The sequence below is a fragment of the Sulfolobus sp. A20 genome (assembly GCF_001719125.1).
Taxonomy (GTDB): Archaea; Thermoproteota; Thermoprotei_A; order Sulfolobales; family Sulfolobaceae; genus Saccharolobus.
The window spans coordinates 409,190-425,939 of sequence record NZ_CP017006.1 but is presented as its reverse complement, the minus strand read 5'-3'; the positions used below and the strand labels follow the sequence as shown (position 1 = coordinate 425,939).

Here is a 16,750-nt window from a genome sequence, read left to right as displayed (position 1 = left end):
TTAGCATCACTTTCTCTTATATTTACCCATAACATAACCTTTATCTATTTCATGACCCTTCATTAACGACTTTAACTCATTAGCATCAACGTTCTTCACTTCCTTTAAAATAGTATCTAATGCATATACGTAAAAGTAGTATCTATGTGGTGGGTGAGCTTTAGGAGGACAAGGACCATTATATCCAACCCTACCAAAATCATTTACGCCTTGTATACCAAATTCTGACTTATACACCTTAGGAACTCCTTCTGGCAATTTATTAGTTGGTATATTATAAATGACCCAGTGAATAAAAGTCCCGCCGGGTGCATCAGGATCCTCTACAATAACGGCATAACTTTTAGCGCTTGGTACAGCATCCCATTCTAAGGTCGGTGACAAATCCTCTCCATCACATGTATATTTGGATGGTATAAGGTCTTCAACCTTAAAAGAACTCGTTCTAACTATCATCAAGATATATATTAGCCTCAACTAGTAAATAAAAGTCATCTATATCTTCTTAAGGTAAAACTCATACTCTTCATGTCCAACACTATTAATCTTTGTCACAATAACGCCAGTCCCAGTAAAGGAATCCCTTTTTATAGCAGAGAATACTGCCCTTTTAGCTAAATCTACAGCCTTGTCTAAACTCATACTCTCATCATACTCATCCTCTAAAACACCCATAGCGACTGGAGAACCAGAGCCCGTAGCCACATACTGTTCTTCAGTGATATCCCCTAAGTAATCCAGATTATATAATCTTGGTTGATCATCGTAACCTCCAATTAATATTTGAACTAAATATGGAAAATACTTAGTAGCTGATAAGATATTAGCAAGCCTAGTCGCAATGCCTTTCACAGAAACTGGACCATATCTAGTTATCGAATTATAATGATATATATTCTTTAATACATCGTATATAAATTGTAAATCAGCTACACTACCTGCTGTTGTTATACCTATCTTGTCCGTTATATATAGTACCTTCCTAACCATTTTATTTGCCACAAAGAACCCTGCACTTGCCCTTCTATCTGCAGCTAGCACTACACCGTCCTTTACCCTTATACCAACAGTCGTTGTACCCTTAAGTATTTTATTTTTTATCTCCAAAAACATCCCCAGATTTCCTTACAGAAGACTTAAATAAAAAAGTGATGTTAGAAATGTTCAAGAACAAAATTAAGGAGAAACGCTCACTTTAATATTATATATCTCCATTAAGTTCTTAGAGAACTCTAGTAGATCACCATCCTTGTACAACTCTCCGCTAATCATTAACCCTATTGGCAAGCCATTAATTTTACCAAAAGGCACACTTATTGAAGGAGCTCCAACTACGTTAAATAGTTCAGTAATAGATATCAAAGAGTCTCTGAACTTAAGCTCATTATTTATGACCTCAGAGATTTTAGGGGCAGTAATTGTAGTAGTAGGGGATAATATAAAATCAACTTCTTTAAATATTTTTAAATATTCCTTTAATAACTCCCTTCTAAACCTTAAGGAGTCTATATAATCAACAGCAGAGATGTTCAGACCATTGACAAGTAGAGAATAAGTATCCCTAAAATAATATTTGTCCTTATAGTTAATCAGCCAATCTCTATGATAGGAGGAAGCTTCAGCTAACCCTATGATCCTCCTCACCTTACTCCCATTCTCCTTCAATAAGGGTAAATCAATATTTATTAGATCAAAGTAAGAGGAAATTTTATCTAAACCCTCCAATAAAACTTTAGAGACCTCATTATTTTCATTAAACATGAAGAGCCCTAGTCTCGGTCTACGTCTTAATTTCGATAAAACAACCTTTTTCCTGTCGTTAGGCAAAACTGTAGAAAACACTTTATAAATAACATCTACATCCCTAGCCAAGAATCCAATAGTATCCAAAGTCCAGCTAAACGGAATCACACCATCAGTGGGAATTAATCCCGTAGTTGGCTTAAAACCAATAACGCCACATAATGAGGCTGGAACTCTAACTGATCCTCCAGTATCAGTCCCTATCCCAACATCTACTAAACCCAAACCTACCGCTACTGCTGAACCTCCACTAGACCCACCACTAATCCTTTGGTCGTCATAGGGATTTTTTGCAGGACCAGCTATGCTTGAAGTATTAGTAGCACCTAGAGCAAACTCGTGAGTATTGGTTTTACCTAAAATTACTCCTCCTTCTCGTAGTATAATATCCACTATATAAGCATTTTTACTAGGAATATAATTTTCCAAAATCTTTGAACCAGCTGTAGTCCTAATATCTTTAGTTAGAATTACGTCCTTGACTCCGAAAGTTAAACCAGATAGCTTACCCTCAGACCTACCTTTAATCTCCTTAACAGTAATAAAAGCATTATATCGAGAATTTAATTCTTCTAACCTCATCTTCACTCACACAGAATAGTGGTTCTGGTAATTTGTTTGACAATAAGTCATCAATACCTTTTAATTCATTCCTCTCGTACAACATAATTCACCTTTTGATCATAACTCAATGGTAACTAACTTAAATTAATCTTTATTTTTTACTCAGTGACGTTTAACTATCAGTTTAGCAATTCTCACATCAGAAGTACAGTTAAATATGTCAATGGTAACTTAGTCATAAAAGTAAAGTGGATAGTCAAAGCCGTAAATGATAAGTGATAATGACGTCAAATTTTACTAGATCTATTCACACTCTTTAATTAATTTATACCTTAATAACCTTACTACTATTAACCATACTCAAGGAGTTGTCCCTTATTTTACTTCAAATCTTATAGCTAGTCAAAAGATAAATTCTAAATAAAGCCTGGAAGCAGTTATTCAATTTCTTGCTATCAATAAAAGAATTACTTAAACTTAATATTGGAAGTCCTTTTTATTGTTGTTATTTTTAGTATCTATTAATATATTATTGTCATTACTAAAGTCTAAACTAGAAAAACTGTGCATATACTTTTTATACTTTTTAAACAAAAGGTTTATCAAATGAAGGCGGTAATAGTTCCAGGAAAGGGAAAAGGTTATGTAATACAAGACGTCCCCGAACCTAAAATAGGTAAGGATGAAGTCCTAATTAAAGTAAATAGAGCTGCATTATGCTATAGGGATTTATTACAATTACAAGGTTATTATCCCAGAATGAAATATCCAGTGGTTTTAGGACATGAGGTGGTAGGTACTATAGAACAAGTTGGGGAAAACGTAAATGGTTTTAAAGAGGGAGATAAGGTAATATCATTACTTTACGCTCCAGATGGCACTTGTAAATATTGTAAAATGGGTGAAGAAGCGTATTGTCACTCTAGGCTAGGTTACTCTGAAGAACTGGATGGATTTTTTGCAGAAAAAGCCAAAATAAAGGTTAACAGCCTAGTTAAGGTAGGCAGCTCAGTATCAGATGAAGGTGCGGTATTAGTACCATGTGTAACCGGTATGGTTTATAGATCTTTAAGAAGGGCTAATTTACAAAAAGAGGAAACAGTATTAGTAACTGGGGCTAGTGGAGGAGTCGGAATACATGCAATTCAAGTAGCTAAAGCATTAGGGGCTAAAGTTATAGGCGTTACCACATCTGAAGAAAAAGCTAAAATTATATCTAAATTCGCTGACCACGTAATAGTTGGTAACAAGTTTTCCGATGAGGCTAAAAAAATTGATGACATAAACGTAGTAATCGATACTGTAGGTACACCTACTATTGATGAGAGTCTGAAAAGTCTTTGGATGGGAGGAAGGTTAATTCAGATTGGAAACGTAGATCCATCTCAAATTTATCAACTTAGACTGGGATACGTCATCCTCAAAGACATAAAAATAATTGGGCATGCTTCTGCAACTAAGAGAGATGCGGAAGAAACATTAAAGTTGACTGGAGAAGGTAAAATAACACCAGTTATAGCAGGGACAGTGAGACTGGACGAGATTGATAAAGGATACGAGATATTAAAGGATAAGAAGAAAATAGGTAAAGTCTTACTAAAACCTTAAATTTTTTACTTATATTAAATATTGTGAACCTTAAGATTTCATGGATAGAGATACAACAAGACCTATTACCCCACACTGATACGGACTCTGAAAAGGATTTAGAGTTTCTGGCAAATGAAATTCTAGAGGCTTACGAAATAGGAGGTACATCAGAGGAAATAGAGTTGGATGACAAATTATTTACCATCACCACAGCTTTAACCTCCAAACTCACCTCATCAGCCGACATAGCGAAAATCATCGAGTTATACCGATTAGGTAGATGGGGAAAACTACTATCCGGAGATATTTCGAGCGTTATAGGTGAAAGCGTCGCTTATACCTTACTAATACAAAAATTTGACATAAATATAAAAGATATATTACCTTTTAGAAACGTAAAATATACGAAGACGATAACAGATTTAGTAATAAACATTGAAAAATACCCTAAGTTAAGAGAGTTTTTAAGAGCCGATAGAGGACTCCTTTTCGTCAATGTTAGGGCTACTATGAGCTATAGAAGATCATACATACTTAAGAGACTAATTGAAAGTATAAGTATAATAGAAAATGTAAGATATCCCGACCACTTCGGACTAGTCTCTTACGTAGTGAAACTTAACGATGAGTATCATAGCATATGCCTAATCATTAGACCTAGGTGACACAAATGAACTGCGTAGAAAATCTGCATAGGGCTATAATATTGACTTGGATAGGAGATTATAAAACAGCAAATGAATTAGCAAAACAGTGCCTAAATATACTATCTGACGCTAGAGAAATAAACAAAAAAGTTAAGGAAGTCTTGAGAGAGACCGATAAAGAACACTTAATACCGAAGAAGTTAAGAGAAAAGGGTATAACGACCACTGACCTAATACAATTAGCACTCTTTCACTTGGCTAAGAGGTTATCTAGGAGAGAAGAGAGTGTATCGGAAATTATGGAGAAAAATGGAGTCAAATTCAGTATAATTCAAAATAGTAATAAAAAAGAGATAAGAGGTTATTGCGAGACTTGCAAGGGGTATAAATACTCATTACTCAAAAACGCATATGGATACTATATAATTTATGATGAAATAATCTTCTCAGAATTCTTTCAAGGAAACTTGAATGATGTAATCGATGAGATACTAAATAACATTAAATTTTAAAATGACTTTTCCTCTAATTTATGGTAACTGCCGCGGTAGTATAGCCCGGTCAAGTGCAGGTTATGCATGCCGAAAGTATGCGGGCCTCTCGAGCCCGTGACCCGGGTTCAAATCCCGGCCGCGGCATTTTAAGGTTATAGGAAAACACCCTAATACCCCCATATACGTTTCTATGATCTTATCTAAAGGACCTAGATAAGTCTACCTTTCCTTACCGTCTTGATCTTTCTCTATGATATAGACATAATACTTACCCTTAATCTCTTTAAAGAATTTAGAATTGACGTAAAAGTTAGGCATTTCAATACGTTATTTTTCGCTTATTTTTATAAACAGTTCTAACTATAAAAATCATGAGAAGAATTAAAAAGTTAAATAAAAATTACCCATTATAATACTTTTTTCAGGTACTAATATGAATACAATTTTTAGTAACTAAAGTGAGGAGTTTACACAATTTTCTTATGATAAATTTCACTCTCTTCTCATTTATGATAAAGGGAAAGCCTCGTGATTTATAGTAGTGAGGAAATAGAATAATAACTACCCTAATACTAATCAATCCTTGGGAAAAAATATGGAGGAGAACTGTTAATGGTTCTAAACCTTCTGGAACCGCCTTACTTTGATTTATGAAATTTATCTTTAGGAACGTATTCCCTTCTCATACTTTTTGAATTATTAGATATGAGTATAATGCAAAAGCTCCAACGTTTTGCTGACAACTTTGAAAAATTAAACAAATAGGAAGCTTCAAAAGCACTTAAGCTAATCCCTAATACACTTACTACATTTGCATATCAAGAAGATCTTCATTTAAAGATTTTGTGAAAAATTAACCTAATAACACACTGAAGTCCTCATGATATACCTTAGTTTATATGCTTTCATTTAGACGGTTGGGGATAAAACTTATAATGCCTTATAGATAATTAAAAATACGTGTACCCGCCGTAGCTCAGCCCGGTTTAGAGCGCCCGGCTGTAGATAGGGGGATAGAAACCGGGTGGTCCGGGGTTCAAGTCCCCGCGGCGGGACTTCTTTTCCAATTAACTTTTAAAGCTCAATTCATTCATTTCTGATAGGTGGAATTTTTTGGCAGAAACAGCTCACAAGGTACTAGCAGAATCACTAAACAATTTAGTATTAGTGAAGCTAAAGGGAAATAAGGAAGTAAGAGGAGTATTAAGAAGTTATGATCAGCACATGAATTTAGTATTATCAGATTCGGAAGAAATACAGAGCGATGGAAGCGGCAAAAAACTAGGAACAATAGTTATAAGAGGAGATAATGTAATATTAATCTCTCCACTACAAACGACGTAGAGAGGTAATGGAAAAATGAAAGGAACACCATCTTTTGGAAAAATGAATAAGACCCCAACGCATATAAGATGTAGAAGATGTGGTAGGAACTCATATAACGTTAGAAAACATTACTGTGCCGCTTGTGGATTCGGAAGAACAAGGAAAATTAAGAGATATAATTGGCAGAACAAGAAAGTTAACGGGGTTAGGCTAGTATAATGATGGGTTGGCACTGGCTATTAGAATGGCAGACTCCATATGAGTTTCATGGTCACTTAATAGACAAAGTTCTAGCTGAAGAGAAGAGTGAATATCAGCATGTAATGCTTGTTGAATTTAAGAGATTCGGAAAGGGGCTGATAATCGATGGTAAGGTTCAATCTACTGTCTATGACGAACACATATATCATGAGTTATTAGTTCATCCTCTTTTACTATCCCTTCAAAATCAACCTAAAGATATACTCATTTTAGGTGGAGGAGAAGGAGCTACTTTAAGAGAAGTACTTAGGTATAAGAGTGTGGAAAGAGTAGTAATGGTAGATATTGATGAGAAAGTAATAGATTTTGCCAAAAAATATCTAGAAGAATGGCATAAGGGTGCTTTTGAGGACAAGAGAACGCAGTTAATAATAGGAGATGGTTATAAATTCGTAAAAGAAACTAGCCAGAAGTTTGATGCTGTTATCCTAGATTTAACTGATCCAATTAAAGATTCTACGTCCTACATGTTATACACTAAGGAATTTTATGAAAGTTTAAAGAGAATATTAAAAGATGGTGGGGGAATTGCCACTCAAGCTACTTCTCCTTCATTTTCGGTTGAAGTTTATGTTACGATATATAATACAATAAAGGAAGTGTTTAGAATTGCTTCAGCCTCATATACTTATATGGCGTCTTTTGATGGATTATGGGGGTTTGTTTATGGCGGAGTAGATCCTTCATCTCTATCTCCCGCTGAGATAGATAAGAGAATTAAAGAGAGGATAAACGACAAATTAGCGTTTTACGATGGATACTCTCACGAAGTTTCATTTAAATTGCCTAAGAATATCTTGGAGGAATTTAAGAAGACAAATAGGATATCTACTGAAGTTAATCCTGTTTATGTTCCCGCATAAAGTTTATTTTATATCATTTTTTAATCTATAATTGCCGGGGTGCCCGAGCGGACTAAGGGGGTGGGCTCGAGAACTCCAGCGTAATAGGGGGACCCACTGCCTCTCTGAGGCGCACGGGTTCGAATCCCGTCCCCGGCGCATAGCTTTAATCATATTTTTCGTCATCCTTCTTCTCAATATACTTCATTAATATTAAGATAAATAAAGCCCACAATACTGAAATAATTACCATAAGATCTCCTAATAGATATTGACCAATAAACTCTAAGGCAATTCCTAAGGCTGCTAGAAATATAATACCCGAAACAATGTATAAAGTTTCCTCAAAATCTGGCTTATCCATAATTGATATTATTCTTGGTAGTTTATTAAATTTTTAAAGATAAATCTCTAAGCAATTTCACTTATTCATATCTGCATGAGGAAATCTGAAGGCAATCATTCGAAAGAGAATAGAAAACTTAGCCTCAATCGATGCTCTCTAAGCTAGAAACTCAGTTATTAACGTTTTTAAGGTCATTACAATTTTCAAGCTTAATACCATTTACGTAAACGTGGAGACCACTCCTAAAGCGTAAAGAATACTACTAGCCCAGACTCGTAATTTCTAAATAATACTCACCATTAACCCTCTTAGTCTCACTAACAATCAAATGATCCTCATAACATCAAGCTTAAGCTCATTATTAGATAACTTGTGAAGATAGTAAAGAGGTTTACGACAGTCAAGACGAAAAGGAGGAGGTATATAAAAACGAGATTCTGAAGTTCAAGATCTTTCTGGAGTATGTTCTGGAAAAGAGGAACAAGAAGATAAAGCTGAGCAAGGAGGTTAAGAGTAGCAGAGGAAGAAAACGGCGTAGTTCCTATAAATACGCCCAACGGCGAAGTTATCTCCGAGAAGGAGTTTTTTCTAGGGGTTAACGGAGGAGGCGATAGAAAAGATGCCGTGTATGGCAAAGTATTACGAGAAGGTGACGATAGCGTTGATAGACGCGTTAAGGGAATCAAACGCGTGAGATGATATCGGCCCCACTGAGAAGGAGGATTAAGGATGAGGAGTTAGAGCGTTTAGCAGGGCAGTATAGTTACACACTGTCGAGGAAAGATATTGAGGAGTTCAGAGAATTAGGTAAAGTTAAGTGTATGAGTAAGGGCGAGTTAGTGTCGAGGTTTGGGAAAGATGAGATAGAGGATCTGGAGGCGTTTTACTTAGTGCGACATGATTATAACGACTTTATTGGCGAAGAGGAAGACGTCTGTGTTAAGGAGTGACAGCGAAAAAATAAAATTGAATTTTTGTCTTAAGCGAGGAATTTTTGCTTCTTTCAACTCTACCTCTGATTGGGGCAATTACCCCAAATATTTAAGCTTTAATTACCGGAAAGGGGCAGAGTTAACATATGGCTTATAGAGTTTTTGTAGCTGGGCAATATAAAAAACGTCAGAGAGGGGATAAGTATTATGTTTACTGTGTAGAGAAGGACGATGGTGGTAAGATAAGGGAAACTTACATTGGTCCTTTAGACAAGATTGTTGAGTTTTACGTTAGGAATGGGGATGTGGGGGGTATCTTCCACAAAGGTAGCCGGGCCCGGATTCGAACCGGGGTCCCAGGGGCCAGAGCCCTGGATCCTTGACCGCTAGACTACCCGGCTATTATTATTTAACACTTTTACCTTAAAAAGTTTGATAACGTATCTTCAAAGCCGTTTTATGAATCATTATCAACAATTTTGTGTAACCTTTATTTAGTTTTGAGAAAACATAGGGCGATAAGTTTTAAATGTCTCAAAAACGATATTATAATCGTGCCGCCGTAGCTCAGCCTGGTTAGAGCGCCGGCCTTGTAAGTTAGAAGGCCTAAGATAGCCGGCGGTCGCGGGTTCAAATCCCGCCGGCGGCTTCTTCTAAATATTTTTCTATGGCTTTCCTGATCACTTCGCTTCTACTCATTTTTTTATTTACTGCAAACAAATCCAGTTTTATTAAGAGCTCCTCTTCCGCTTTGAAAGTTATTACTCTGACCATTTTTCATCAAAAAGTATATACGTCACGTACTATATTATAAGAAAACTTTGATAATAAGTTAATAGAGAGAGAGTAGACTGAAACTAATAACCAAGACTCCTTATAATCTCCTCTATTTTATTCACTAATGACTCAGAGTCCTCAGCCTCTATTATAAATCCCCTAATGATCAAACCTTCTGCTTCTTTTCTAGGTAAACCTCTAGTTTGAAGATAAAATATTTGATTTTCATCTATCTTTGATATTGCAGCTGAGTGTTTAGCCATGTTCACTCTCCCAGTTTTAACTTCTAGCATAGGTGCTACAATTGATTTTGCTTCACTACCTAAAATTAGAGACCTACCTATTATTGAGGTGGAGGAGTTCGTGGCAGACTCAGAGATTGTAGCTACCCCCCTTACCACAGTAAAGGCTTTACCAGCTGCAATAGCTTTCATTACACCATTACTTACACTTCTCTGCCCTATATGGACTACATTATTTACTACATCTATTTTATTTTCTGACAAACCTAAAGCTCTAGACGTAAATTTGCTCACGCTACCCTCTTCCAAATTAGTTATAAATTGAACGTGGCCCATTCTATTACCATTGACAAATATTGATGAGCTTAAATTACCCTTTATATTCGATTTTATGAACGCAAACAGTAAACTGTTATCACTTGAAGTATTAATGAATTGTAATTCCACTTCTGCATTCTTCTCTATATTTAACGATATAATTGGACTAGCCAGGGAGTTGTTTCCTAAGTTAGCTAAATCATAAATAACTCTGATTTTGGAGTTCTCAGGGGCGTCTATTACTATATGAGACGGTGAATATAAGTTATCTTCAGAGATATAATGATTGATGTAGAACTCTCCTTCTCTGTTTATTATCATTCGCCGAGAGAGGGATAGGGCCAACGCTACTAACTTATGCTCTTCTGTGCTAATTATATTATCATGAATTTCATCATCCAAAATAATACTTTTGCTAATTTGGATATCGTCATTCTTAATTTGGATGATGTTATTCTTGTCTTCTTCTATTCTATGAATTCTTTGCAAAGAAATTTTCGATAAATTCAATAACTCGTATGAATTCCAATCCGTATAATTCTTTATGGTAGGTGAATCGTGAATTACTTGATATGGTTTAGATAAGTATAATGAAAATGCTTCTTCCCTTTCAACTTTTCTGTCAAAATTTTCAGAAATTATTCTTTTAGCAGATTCAATTTCTACTACTCCCAATTTAAGCCACTGCGCCTAGCTTATCTAATTCTAACTTTATAACCTTATTTAACATTGTAGCATATTCAAATGGCAACTCCTTCATTATTTCATCTATGAATCCTAATACTAACATTGAAGTAGCTTCTTTTTCATCAACACCTCTAGTCATTAGATAGAATAGTTGATCCTCATTCATCCTAAATGTATGAGCTTCATGAGCTACGTCAGCATCTTCTTCTAAAACTTGATTGTGCGGATAAGTATAAGCTTTAGTCTTGTCATCTAGCATGAGAGAATCGCATTTAACAAATGCCTTTGACTGTATGGCTCCCTTACTTATTCTTATTAATCCTCTATATACGTTAACCCCGCCATTAAATCCAATGTTTTTGTTAACAACCTTACTTTTAGTGTAAGGGGCAGCGTGGATCATTTTGGATCCACTATCCTTCCACTCTCCTTCTCCACTGGTCATTGTAACTACTAAACTAGTTGATGAAGCATTCTTGCCCCTAAGTATCGTTGATGGATAAACGAAGCTATATTTGGATCCTAACGATCCCTCTACCCATTCTACGGTAGAATTCTCATCTGCCCACGCACGTTTATTGTTAAAGTTAATTACATTCTTACTCCAGTTCTGAATTGTAGTAAACTTAATATGAGCGTTCTTTTTCGCGTAAAGCTCAACCATTCCATCATGGAATGAGTATTTCTTGAATTGGGGTGCTGTACAACCTTCAATAAAGTGTATATAAGAATTCTCATCTGCTATTAGTAAAGTATGTTCAAACTGTCCTTCTAGCTCTGAACCAATAATGAAGAATCCCTCTACTGGCGTAGTTATCTTGACGTTCTTAGGTACGTAAACGAAAACTCCTCCGCTCCATAAAGCTCCATGAAGTGCTGAAAATTTATGATCGGATGCTGGGAAGATCTTCATAAAGTACTCTTTCATCATATCTGGATACTTATGTACTGCCTCATCTATCGGTAGCATTATGACGCCCTTCTTTTGTAGCTCTACTTTTACGTTTGAGTATATTGGCTCTGATTCTAGAACTGCAACCAAACCCCCTAAAAACTTCTTCTCGCTTTCTGGTATACCTAACTCGTCGTAATATTGCTTTATTTCTTTTGGTAGCTCATCCCAATTCTGAACCTTCTCTACACTAGGTTTAACATAAAGTTCTAATGCGGAAATATCTAAACTGTTTAATACATCTGGAAGCCAATTTGGTGTTGGTAGTTTCTCAAATAATTCCAAACTCTTTAATCTTAATTTAAGCATCCACTCCGGTTCTTTCTTAATTTTAGAAATCTCTTCTATCGTAGACCTACTCAATCCAGACTCTACTATTCTTCTATGAAATTCTAACTGCGTTAATCTATTATGCTTGGCATCTATGGTAGCGTTGATGATCTCGTTTAAATCTAATGATATTTTATCTTCAGTCATTTTGATAACCTATCTTTAACTCTGTTAAAGATAAATATAAGTCTATCTTTAATAAAAAAATATCTATGAATTATTCTCAATTATTGCTTCGTAACCTTTCTCATCTATCAATTTAGCTAACTCCATTCCTCCCTCAGCTATAATTTTCCCCCTGTATAATACATGAACCTTATCAGCTTTAACGTAGTCTAATATTCTCCTATAATGTGTTATGATTAGATAGCCAACATTTATCTCATCTTTCAGTTTATTAATGAAATATGAAATAATTCTTAATCCGTCTACATCAACCCCTGAATCTGGTTCATCTAAAATAGCTATTTTAGGCTTTAATAACAACATTTGTAATATCTCTACTCTCTTTTTCTCCCCTCCGCTAAAACCTTCAAATACTCCTCTATTTAACAAGGAATCCGCTAGTCCTACTTCCTTACTTAAGGATTTTATCTTGCTTATCACCTCTAGTGCTGAGGAACTAGTACCGCCTACCTTGTTATATTCAGTAACTAAAAGTGTTGATAATCTGACTCCTGCTATCTCTATAGGATTTTGGAAGGCTAAGAATAGACCCTTTTTCGCTTTTTCGCTCGTCTCCAAATTAGTTATATCTTCACCATCGAGTAATATTCTACCTTTAGTAATCTTATACTTAGGATGTCCCATCAAAGCCAATGACAATGACGTTTTTCCACTTCCATTAGGTCCCATTAAAGCATGAACTTCTCCGCTCTTAACTTCTAAATTAATGCCCCTAAGAATTTCTTTTCCTTCTACTTCTACATGTAGATCTTCAATTCTTAAAATAGTCATAGTATGTCTCTTTCTTTTTAGCTTGTTAAATCTTTTTCTATCCAAGGCAAATCCTCTAGGAAAATGCTACACATAGAGTTGTTGAGAGCATTTTCTAATAAATTCACTAAATCTTCTAAATACAAACTAAATGATTGTGGCAAATTATCTTTAATTTCAAATAAAGTTTGTCTTATTTGAGCAATTAAATTAAACCCATTTGATATTCTCTTTACGCTGGGAAATAAAATACTCATTATTATCTCATCTAATACATCATTAATGTTATTGAGTATTGTCTTTAAAGGCTCAACAAACTCTTTATTATCTATTTTACTAGCTGATATAATTAAGCGGGAAATTATGTAATCGACGTTCATAAGCAATGGTACATTTATTAATATGAAAGAATTTCTATAATATTCATTATTAGATTGGAACTTGCTTCCTATTATTCTTCTCAATAGCATTAAATGTATTTTCTTTAAGTCATCATTTGATAGTAAATCACTTACGTTACTACTATTACCCGATATAACACTTACCAGACTATCTATTCTCTTAGAAATGATGTTCAATATACGCCTAAGTAATGATTCTACGCCAAGTTTTTCAGTATCCAAAAGGCATTCTATTTTTATTCTCTTCTCTGAACTTTCAGTAACTTCTGCACCAACTAGTTGCTTCGATATTAACATAGCGTCTTCTATGTCCTTCTTATTAAACTCTTTCTTAGTTTCAAAGGAAATTTCATCATAACCTAAAGAGTATAAACACGGAATCACGGTAGAAATTGATTGCTTTAAGAAATCTAAATCAATCGAAATATATTTTTTATTAATATTTGACTTGGCTTTTTCAGCTACTAATCTTAAACTTCCATCATCAGAGGACTCTAAAATAACCTTATCACCAGCCTTTATATTCCATTTACTAACCCACTTTTTAGGTAAAGTAATGAATAAGGAAGATGAACCTAATTTCTGTACTTTTCTAGTCTCAATTTCCCTAGATTTTTTCTCCTCAGCAGTCAAAAATAGCCCCTCTATATTACATTACTTAAACACTGTTTATAAAAGTCTTTCAAATACTTAGAAAAGACATTTACGTTATTTTTTACGCTTCAAAGATATCCTTAATAACCACTTAGCTCTAGATAAGGTGAGAGTATCAGCATCAGCGTCGTCTGGTAAAGGAATATTTAATGCGTAGCTCTTGTTCAGCTTATCCTTACATTTTATTTTTAAGTATCCTTTTTCAATCTTTACGAAAACAGTAGATAAATCAAGATTTGGCACGTCGATTAAGTAGTAATAGTAATCATCATTCTCGTAAACAGTATATAACGGGGAGCTAAACTCCCCTAACTCTTCCTTTAACTCTTTTTCTATCCTCTCAAATTCTTTTTCTACTTTACTTATTTCCTTCTGCACAATCGATCTAATAAGATCATATAAATCCTTATATGCTGGCATGCAAGGTCACGCATAAGTGTATGGTCTTAGTCCACTATAATTAGGAATTTCTTGCCTCGTCTGTTGCATTAACCCTTTTATTTTACCTCTGATTTCTTCTGCTTCCTTAAGCAAAGAGGAAGTATCTACTTTAAACCCCACCATCTTAGACAAAATATCAATTGCTATTGCAGAAGCTTCAGGGTCCGGTAGATCTAGAAATGATTCAACTACTATTATAATATTTCTTATAGACTTTTTACTGGATTCTAGTAATATCGGTGCATAAGGTCCAGAAATATACCCTTCTTCAAACTTTTTCATTAAGTTTAAGGACTCTAACTCTTTGGCAAATTCTTCCGAATTAGCTATCCAATATGGAGTTGGCTTGTCTAAATCTAACCTATTTGAGATTGGTACACCTGTCATTGATATTATAGTACCTATACCGTATTTCTCTGCGTATTCTGTTACGAGTTGAGATAAGGGGTATAACCCATTAGCTGGAATTGCTACCCACGAATGTAATAAAATGAAATTATCTGAATGATACAAACGTAATGGAGATTTTGCTACACCATTAATTATATGTGATATTGGTGGTAGATATTTATGAGAGAAAACTTCTCCGAACTCCTTTAAATTAAGGTGGCTAATAAGAAATTCCCCAGCTATACTTCCTACTAATCCAGCATCAGGCAAACTTACTATTAAGTAGGTAGGTTTCTGCAACTGTGGGATGTACCTTTCTCTGATGTCAAAACTCTCTTGCATACTTAACCACCCTTTATTTTCTCTATATATTTATCAGCACTAAGTAATTTTTCTTTTTCTTCGACTCTAGAAACTCTCAACTTAAATATCCATCCCTCACCATAGGGATCCTTATTTATAATCTCAGGATGCTCTACTAATTTTTGATTAACCTCTACAATTATACCGCTTAATGGCGAATATATATCAGCTGATGCCTTCACGGATTCTATAACACCTACAGAATCTCCTGCATTAACCTCCCTATTCACTTGAGGTAGCTCTATGCCAACAATATCCCTTAACTTCTTTTGAGCATAATCCGTTATGCCAACCGTTGCAATACTATCTTCAAATTTTATCCATTCATCTGTCTCGGTATAAAATCTATCCCTTAAAACTATATACCTACCTACCTTAACTTCACTCATGAATAACTACCCTACTAAATAAATGGAAATTCGTCAACTTTTATATCATATTGTTTATCTCTTATGTTAACTGTTAGACTATAGCCTAGGAAGAAATACTTAGATTCTACATAGCCCATACCTATAGCTCTATTTAAGTAGGGGGAAAATGTACTACTAGTTACGTACCCTATTTCCCTCGACATAGAATAAATCTTAGATAGATGTCTAGGAATAAATCTTTCTCCTTTCTTCATCTTAAATCCTATCCTAAACCTATCTACCCCGGATTCCAATCGCTGAATTATAGCTTGTTTACCTACAAAATCTTTATTTAGCGAGAAAACCCAGTATCTAGCTTCAACTGGAGTTATCCTATCGTCAATATCCTCACCGTAAAGGACAAAGCCCATTTCTTGCCTTAAGCTATCCCTGGCTATCAGACCAGCTGGCTTAACACCAGTTTTCGATAATGAAAGGATTATTTGTTTTCCGACTTCTTCACTTGCCCATACTTCTACTCCATTCTCTCCAGTCCAACCGGATCTGCTTATTAAAAAAACATTATAATCCAAGAACTTAGAATTCAATTTAAATTGTAAGGGCATGAGATCAATCTTGCCTATAACATCCTCAAATTTCCTACCTTGAATAGCTATCATAACGTACTTGAACGTTAAATCTTCCACGTCTAAATTGGAGTTATTTCTTATCCATTTTATCACATTTTCTCTATTTATCGCGTTAGTAACTATTAACCATTCATTGGATGACACCTTGTAGACCATTACATCATCAATAAATCCGCCTCTATCGTTCAGAAAAGCAGTAGGTCCTATCATGTTCCCATCCTTAGAATTATTTATCTCCTTAGCTATTAACATATCAAATTCTTTAGGATCACCTTTAACTCTTAATCTGCCCATATGAGATAGGTCGAAGAACGCTACACTATTTCTCACAGCCATATGTTCTTCCATGTAATTCGTAAAACTCATTGGCATTTCCCAGTTGGCGAACTCTCCGAAATTCGCCCCTAACTTTTCCTCAACGTCATAAAGCGGTGAAACAAACATATATTATAAA

At 34.9% G+C, this 16,750-nt stretch carries 20 protein-coding genes, 5 tRNA genes and 1 pseudogene; 12 read left to right on the top strand and 14 right to left on the bottom strand.

The window, feature by feature from the left end:
* Positions 1–6: 6 nt before the first annotated feature.
* The 3 genes from BFU36_RS02170 to BFU36_RS02160 all read right to left on the bottom strand — a co-directional run bounded on the left by BFU36_RS02170 (position 7) and on the right by BFU36_RS02160 (position 2,385).
* Positions 7–456, bottom strand: coding sequence for a YbhB/YbcL family Raf kinase inhibitor-like protein (locus tag BFU36_RS02170; RefSeq protein ID WP_069281894.1), 450 nt, complete (start codon positions 454–456; stop codon positions 7–9).
* A 39-nt stretch (positions 457–495) separates the two neighbouring features.
* Positions 496–1,107, bottom strand: a complete 612-nt coding sequence (psmB, locus tag BFU36_RS02165; protein ID WP_409349228.1) for an archaeal proteasome endopeptidase complex subunit beta — start codon at positions 1,105–1,107, stop codon at positions 496–498.
* Positions 1,108–1,176: 69 nt separating this feature from the next.
* Complete coding sequence (locus tag BFU36_RS02160; protein WP_069281891.1) at positions 1,177–2,385, bottom strand: amidase; 1,209 nt, start codon at positions 2,383–2,385, stop codon at positions 1,177–1,179.
* 588 nt (positions 2,386–2,973) lie between these two features.
* Between BFU36_RS02160 and BFU36_RS02155 the strand changes: the two genes are divergently transcribed.
* The 9 genes from BFU36_RS02155 (at position 2,974) to BFU36_RS02115 (ending at position 7,686) form a co-directional block, all read left to right on the top strand.
* Positions 2,974–3,975 (top strand): acryloyl-coenzyme A reductase, encoded by a 1,002-nt coding sequence (locus BFU36_RS02155; protein WP_069281889.1) that lies wholly within the window; start codon positions 2,974–2,976, stop codon positions 3,973–3,975.
* A 23-nt stretch (positions 3,976–3,998) separates the two neighbouring features.
* Positions 3,999–4,622: a hypothetical protein gene (locus BFU36_RS02150; protein ID WP_069281885.1), complete on the top strand. Its 624-nt coding sequence runs from the start codon at positions 3,999–4,001 to the stop codon at positions 4,620–4,622.
* Between the two features lie 5 nt (positions 4,623–4,627).
* Positions 4,628–5,116 (top strand): hypothetical protein, encoded by a 489-nt coding sequence (locus tag BFU36_RS02145; protein ID WP_069281884.1) that lies wholly within the window; start codon positions 4,628–4,630, stop codon positions 5,114–5,116.
* A gap of 29 nt (positions 5,117–5,145) precedes the next feature.
* Positions 5,146–5,242: transfer RNA gene (locus tag BFU36_RS02140), tRNA-Glu, on the top strand.
* An 821-nt stretch (positions 5,243–6,063) separates the two neighbouring features.
* A tRNA-Tyr gene (locus tag BFU36_RS02135) sits at positions 6,064–6,153 on the top strand.
* 58 nt (positions 6,154–6,211) lie between these two features.
* Positions 6,212–6,442, top strand: coding sequence for an LSM domain-containing protein (locus BFU36_RS02130; protein ID WP_069281883.1), 231 nt, complete (start codon positions 6,212–6,214; stop codon positions 6,440–6,442).
* A gap of 15 nt (positions 6,443–6,457) precedes the next feature.
* Entirely contained in the window at positions 6,458–6,643 is a 186-nt protein-coding gene (locus BFU36_RS02125) for a 50S ribosomal protein L37e (protein ID WP_069281882.1), read from the top strand.
* Positions 6,643–7,548, top strand: a complete 906-nt coding sequence (gene speE / locus BFU36_RS02120) for a polyamine aminopropyltransferase (protein WP_069281880.1) — start codon at positions 6,643–6,645, stop codon at positions 7,546–7,548. Before BFU36_RS02125 ends, speE begins: the two co-directional genes overlap by 1 nt.
* A gap of 33 nt (positions 7,549–7,581) precedes the next feature.
* Positions 7,582–7,686 (top strand) — tRNA-Ser (locus BFU36_RS02115).
* A gap of 7 nt (positions 7,687–7,693) precedes the next feature.
* On the opposite strand, the gene BFU36_RS02110 is transcribed toward BFU36_RS02115, so the two are convergent.
* Complete coding sequence (locus BFU36_RS02110) at positions 7,694–7,891, bottom strand: hypothetical protein (RefSeq protein ID WP_069281878.1); 198 nt, start codon at positions 7,889–7,891, stop codon at positions 7,694–7,696.
* 677 nt (positions 7,892–8,568) lie between these two features.
* Here BFU36_RS02110 and BFU36_RS02105 point away from each other — a divergent pair.
* Positions 8,569–8,823 carry a hypothetical protein gene (locus tag BFU36_RS02105; RefSeq protein WP_069281876.1) on the top strand — a complete coding sequence of 85 codons (255 nt, stop codon included), beginning with the start codon at positions 8,569–8,571 and terminating at the stop codon, positions 8,821–8,823.
* Between the two features lie 128 nt (positions 8,824–8,951).
* Positions 8,952–9,071: pseudogene (locus BFU36_RS14175) on the top strand (putative integrase); the annotation flags it as partial.
* 62 nt (positions 9,072–9,133) lie between these two features.
* On the opposite strand, the gene BFU36_RS02095 reads toward BFU36_RS14175, so the two are convergent.
* Positions 9,134–9,206 (bottom strand) — tRNA-Gln (locus tag BFU36_RS02095).
* 155 nt (positions 9,207–9,361) lie between these two features.
* Between BFU36_RS02095 and BFU36_RS02090 the strand changes: the two genes are divergently transcribed.
* Positions 9,362–9,454: transfer RNA gene (locus tag BFU36_RS02090), tRNA-Thr, on the top strand.
* Here the strand turns inward: BFU36_RS02090 and BFU36_RS02085 are convergent.
* The 9 genes from BFU36_RS02085 to gcvT all read right to left on the bottom strand — a co-directional run bounded on the left by BFU36_RS02085 (position 9,436) and on the right by gcvT (position 16,740).
* Positions 9,436–9,579, bottom strand: a complete 144-nt coding sequence (locus BFU36_RS02085) for a ribbon-helix-helix protein, CopG family (protein ID WP_083216432.1) — start codon at positions 9,577–9,579, stop codon at positions 9,436–9,438. The genes BFU36_RS02090 and BFU36_RS02085 overlap by 19 nt on opposite strands.
* 83 nt (positions 9,580–9,662) lie before the next feature.
* Positions 9,663–10,817: a SufD family Fe-S cluster assembly protein gene (locus BFU36_RS02080; RefSeq protein ID WP_069281874.1), complete on the bottom strand. Its 1,155-nt coding sequence runs from the start codon at positions 10,815–10,817 to the stop codon at positions 9,663–9,665.
* Position 10,818: 1 nt separating this feature from the next.
* Positions 10,819–12,258, bottom strand: coding sequence for a Fe-S cluster assembly protein SufB (gene sufB / locus BFU36_RS02075; protein ID WP_069281872.1), 1,440 nt, complete (start codon positions 12,256–12,258; stop codon positions 10,819–10,821).
* Between the two features lie 63 nt (positions 12,259–12,321).
* Complete coding sequence (gene sufC, locus BFU36_RS02070) at positions 12,322–13,068, bottom strand: Fe-S cluster assembly ATPase SufC (RefSeq protein ID WP_069281870.1); 747 nt, start codon at positions 13,066–13,068, stop codon at positions 12,322–12,324.
* Between the two features lie 17 nt (positions 13,069–13,085).
* Positions 13,086–14,081 carry an AbrB/MazE/SpoVT family DNA-binding domain-containing protein gene (locus BFU36_RS02065; RefSeq protein ID WP_069281868.1) on the bottom strand — a complete coding sequence of 332 codons (996 nt, stop codon included), beginning with the start codon at positions 14,079–14,081 and terminating at the stop codon, positions 13,086–13,088.
* A gap of 75 nt (positions 14,082–14,156) precedes the next feature.
* Positions 14,157–14,522, bottom strand: coding sequence for an Hsp20/alpha crystallin family protein (locus BFU36_RS02060; RefSeq protein ID WP_069281867.1), 366 nt, complete (start codon positions 14,520–14,522; stop codon positions 14,157–14,159).
* Between the two features lie 6 nt (positions 14,523–14,528).
* Complete coding sequence (locus tag BFU36_RS02055) at positions 14,529–15,275, bottom strand: proteasome assembly chaperone family protein (protein WP_069281866.1); 747 nt, start codon at positions 15,273–15,275, stop codon at positions 14,529–14,531.
* A 2-nt stretch (positions 15,276–15,277) separates the two neighbouring features.
* Positions 15,278–15,685: a glycine cleavage system protein GcvH gene (gcvH, locus tag BFU36_RS02050; protein WP_069281865.1), complete on the bottom strand. Its 408-nt coding sequence runs from the start codon at positions 15,683–15,685 to the stop codon at positions 15,278–15,280.
* Between the two features lie 14 nt (positions 15,686–15,699).
* Positions 15,700–16,740, bottom strand: a complete 1,041-nt coding sequence (gcvT, locus tag BFU36_RS02045) for a glycine cleavage system aminomethyltransferase GcvT (RefSeq protein WP_069281863.1) — start codon at positions 16,738–16,740, stop codon at positions 15,700–15,702.
* Positions 16,741–16,750 lie beyond the last annotated feature (10 nt).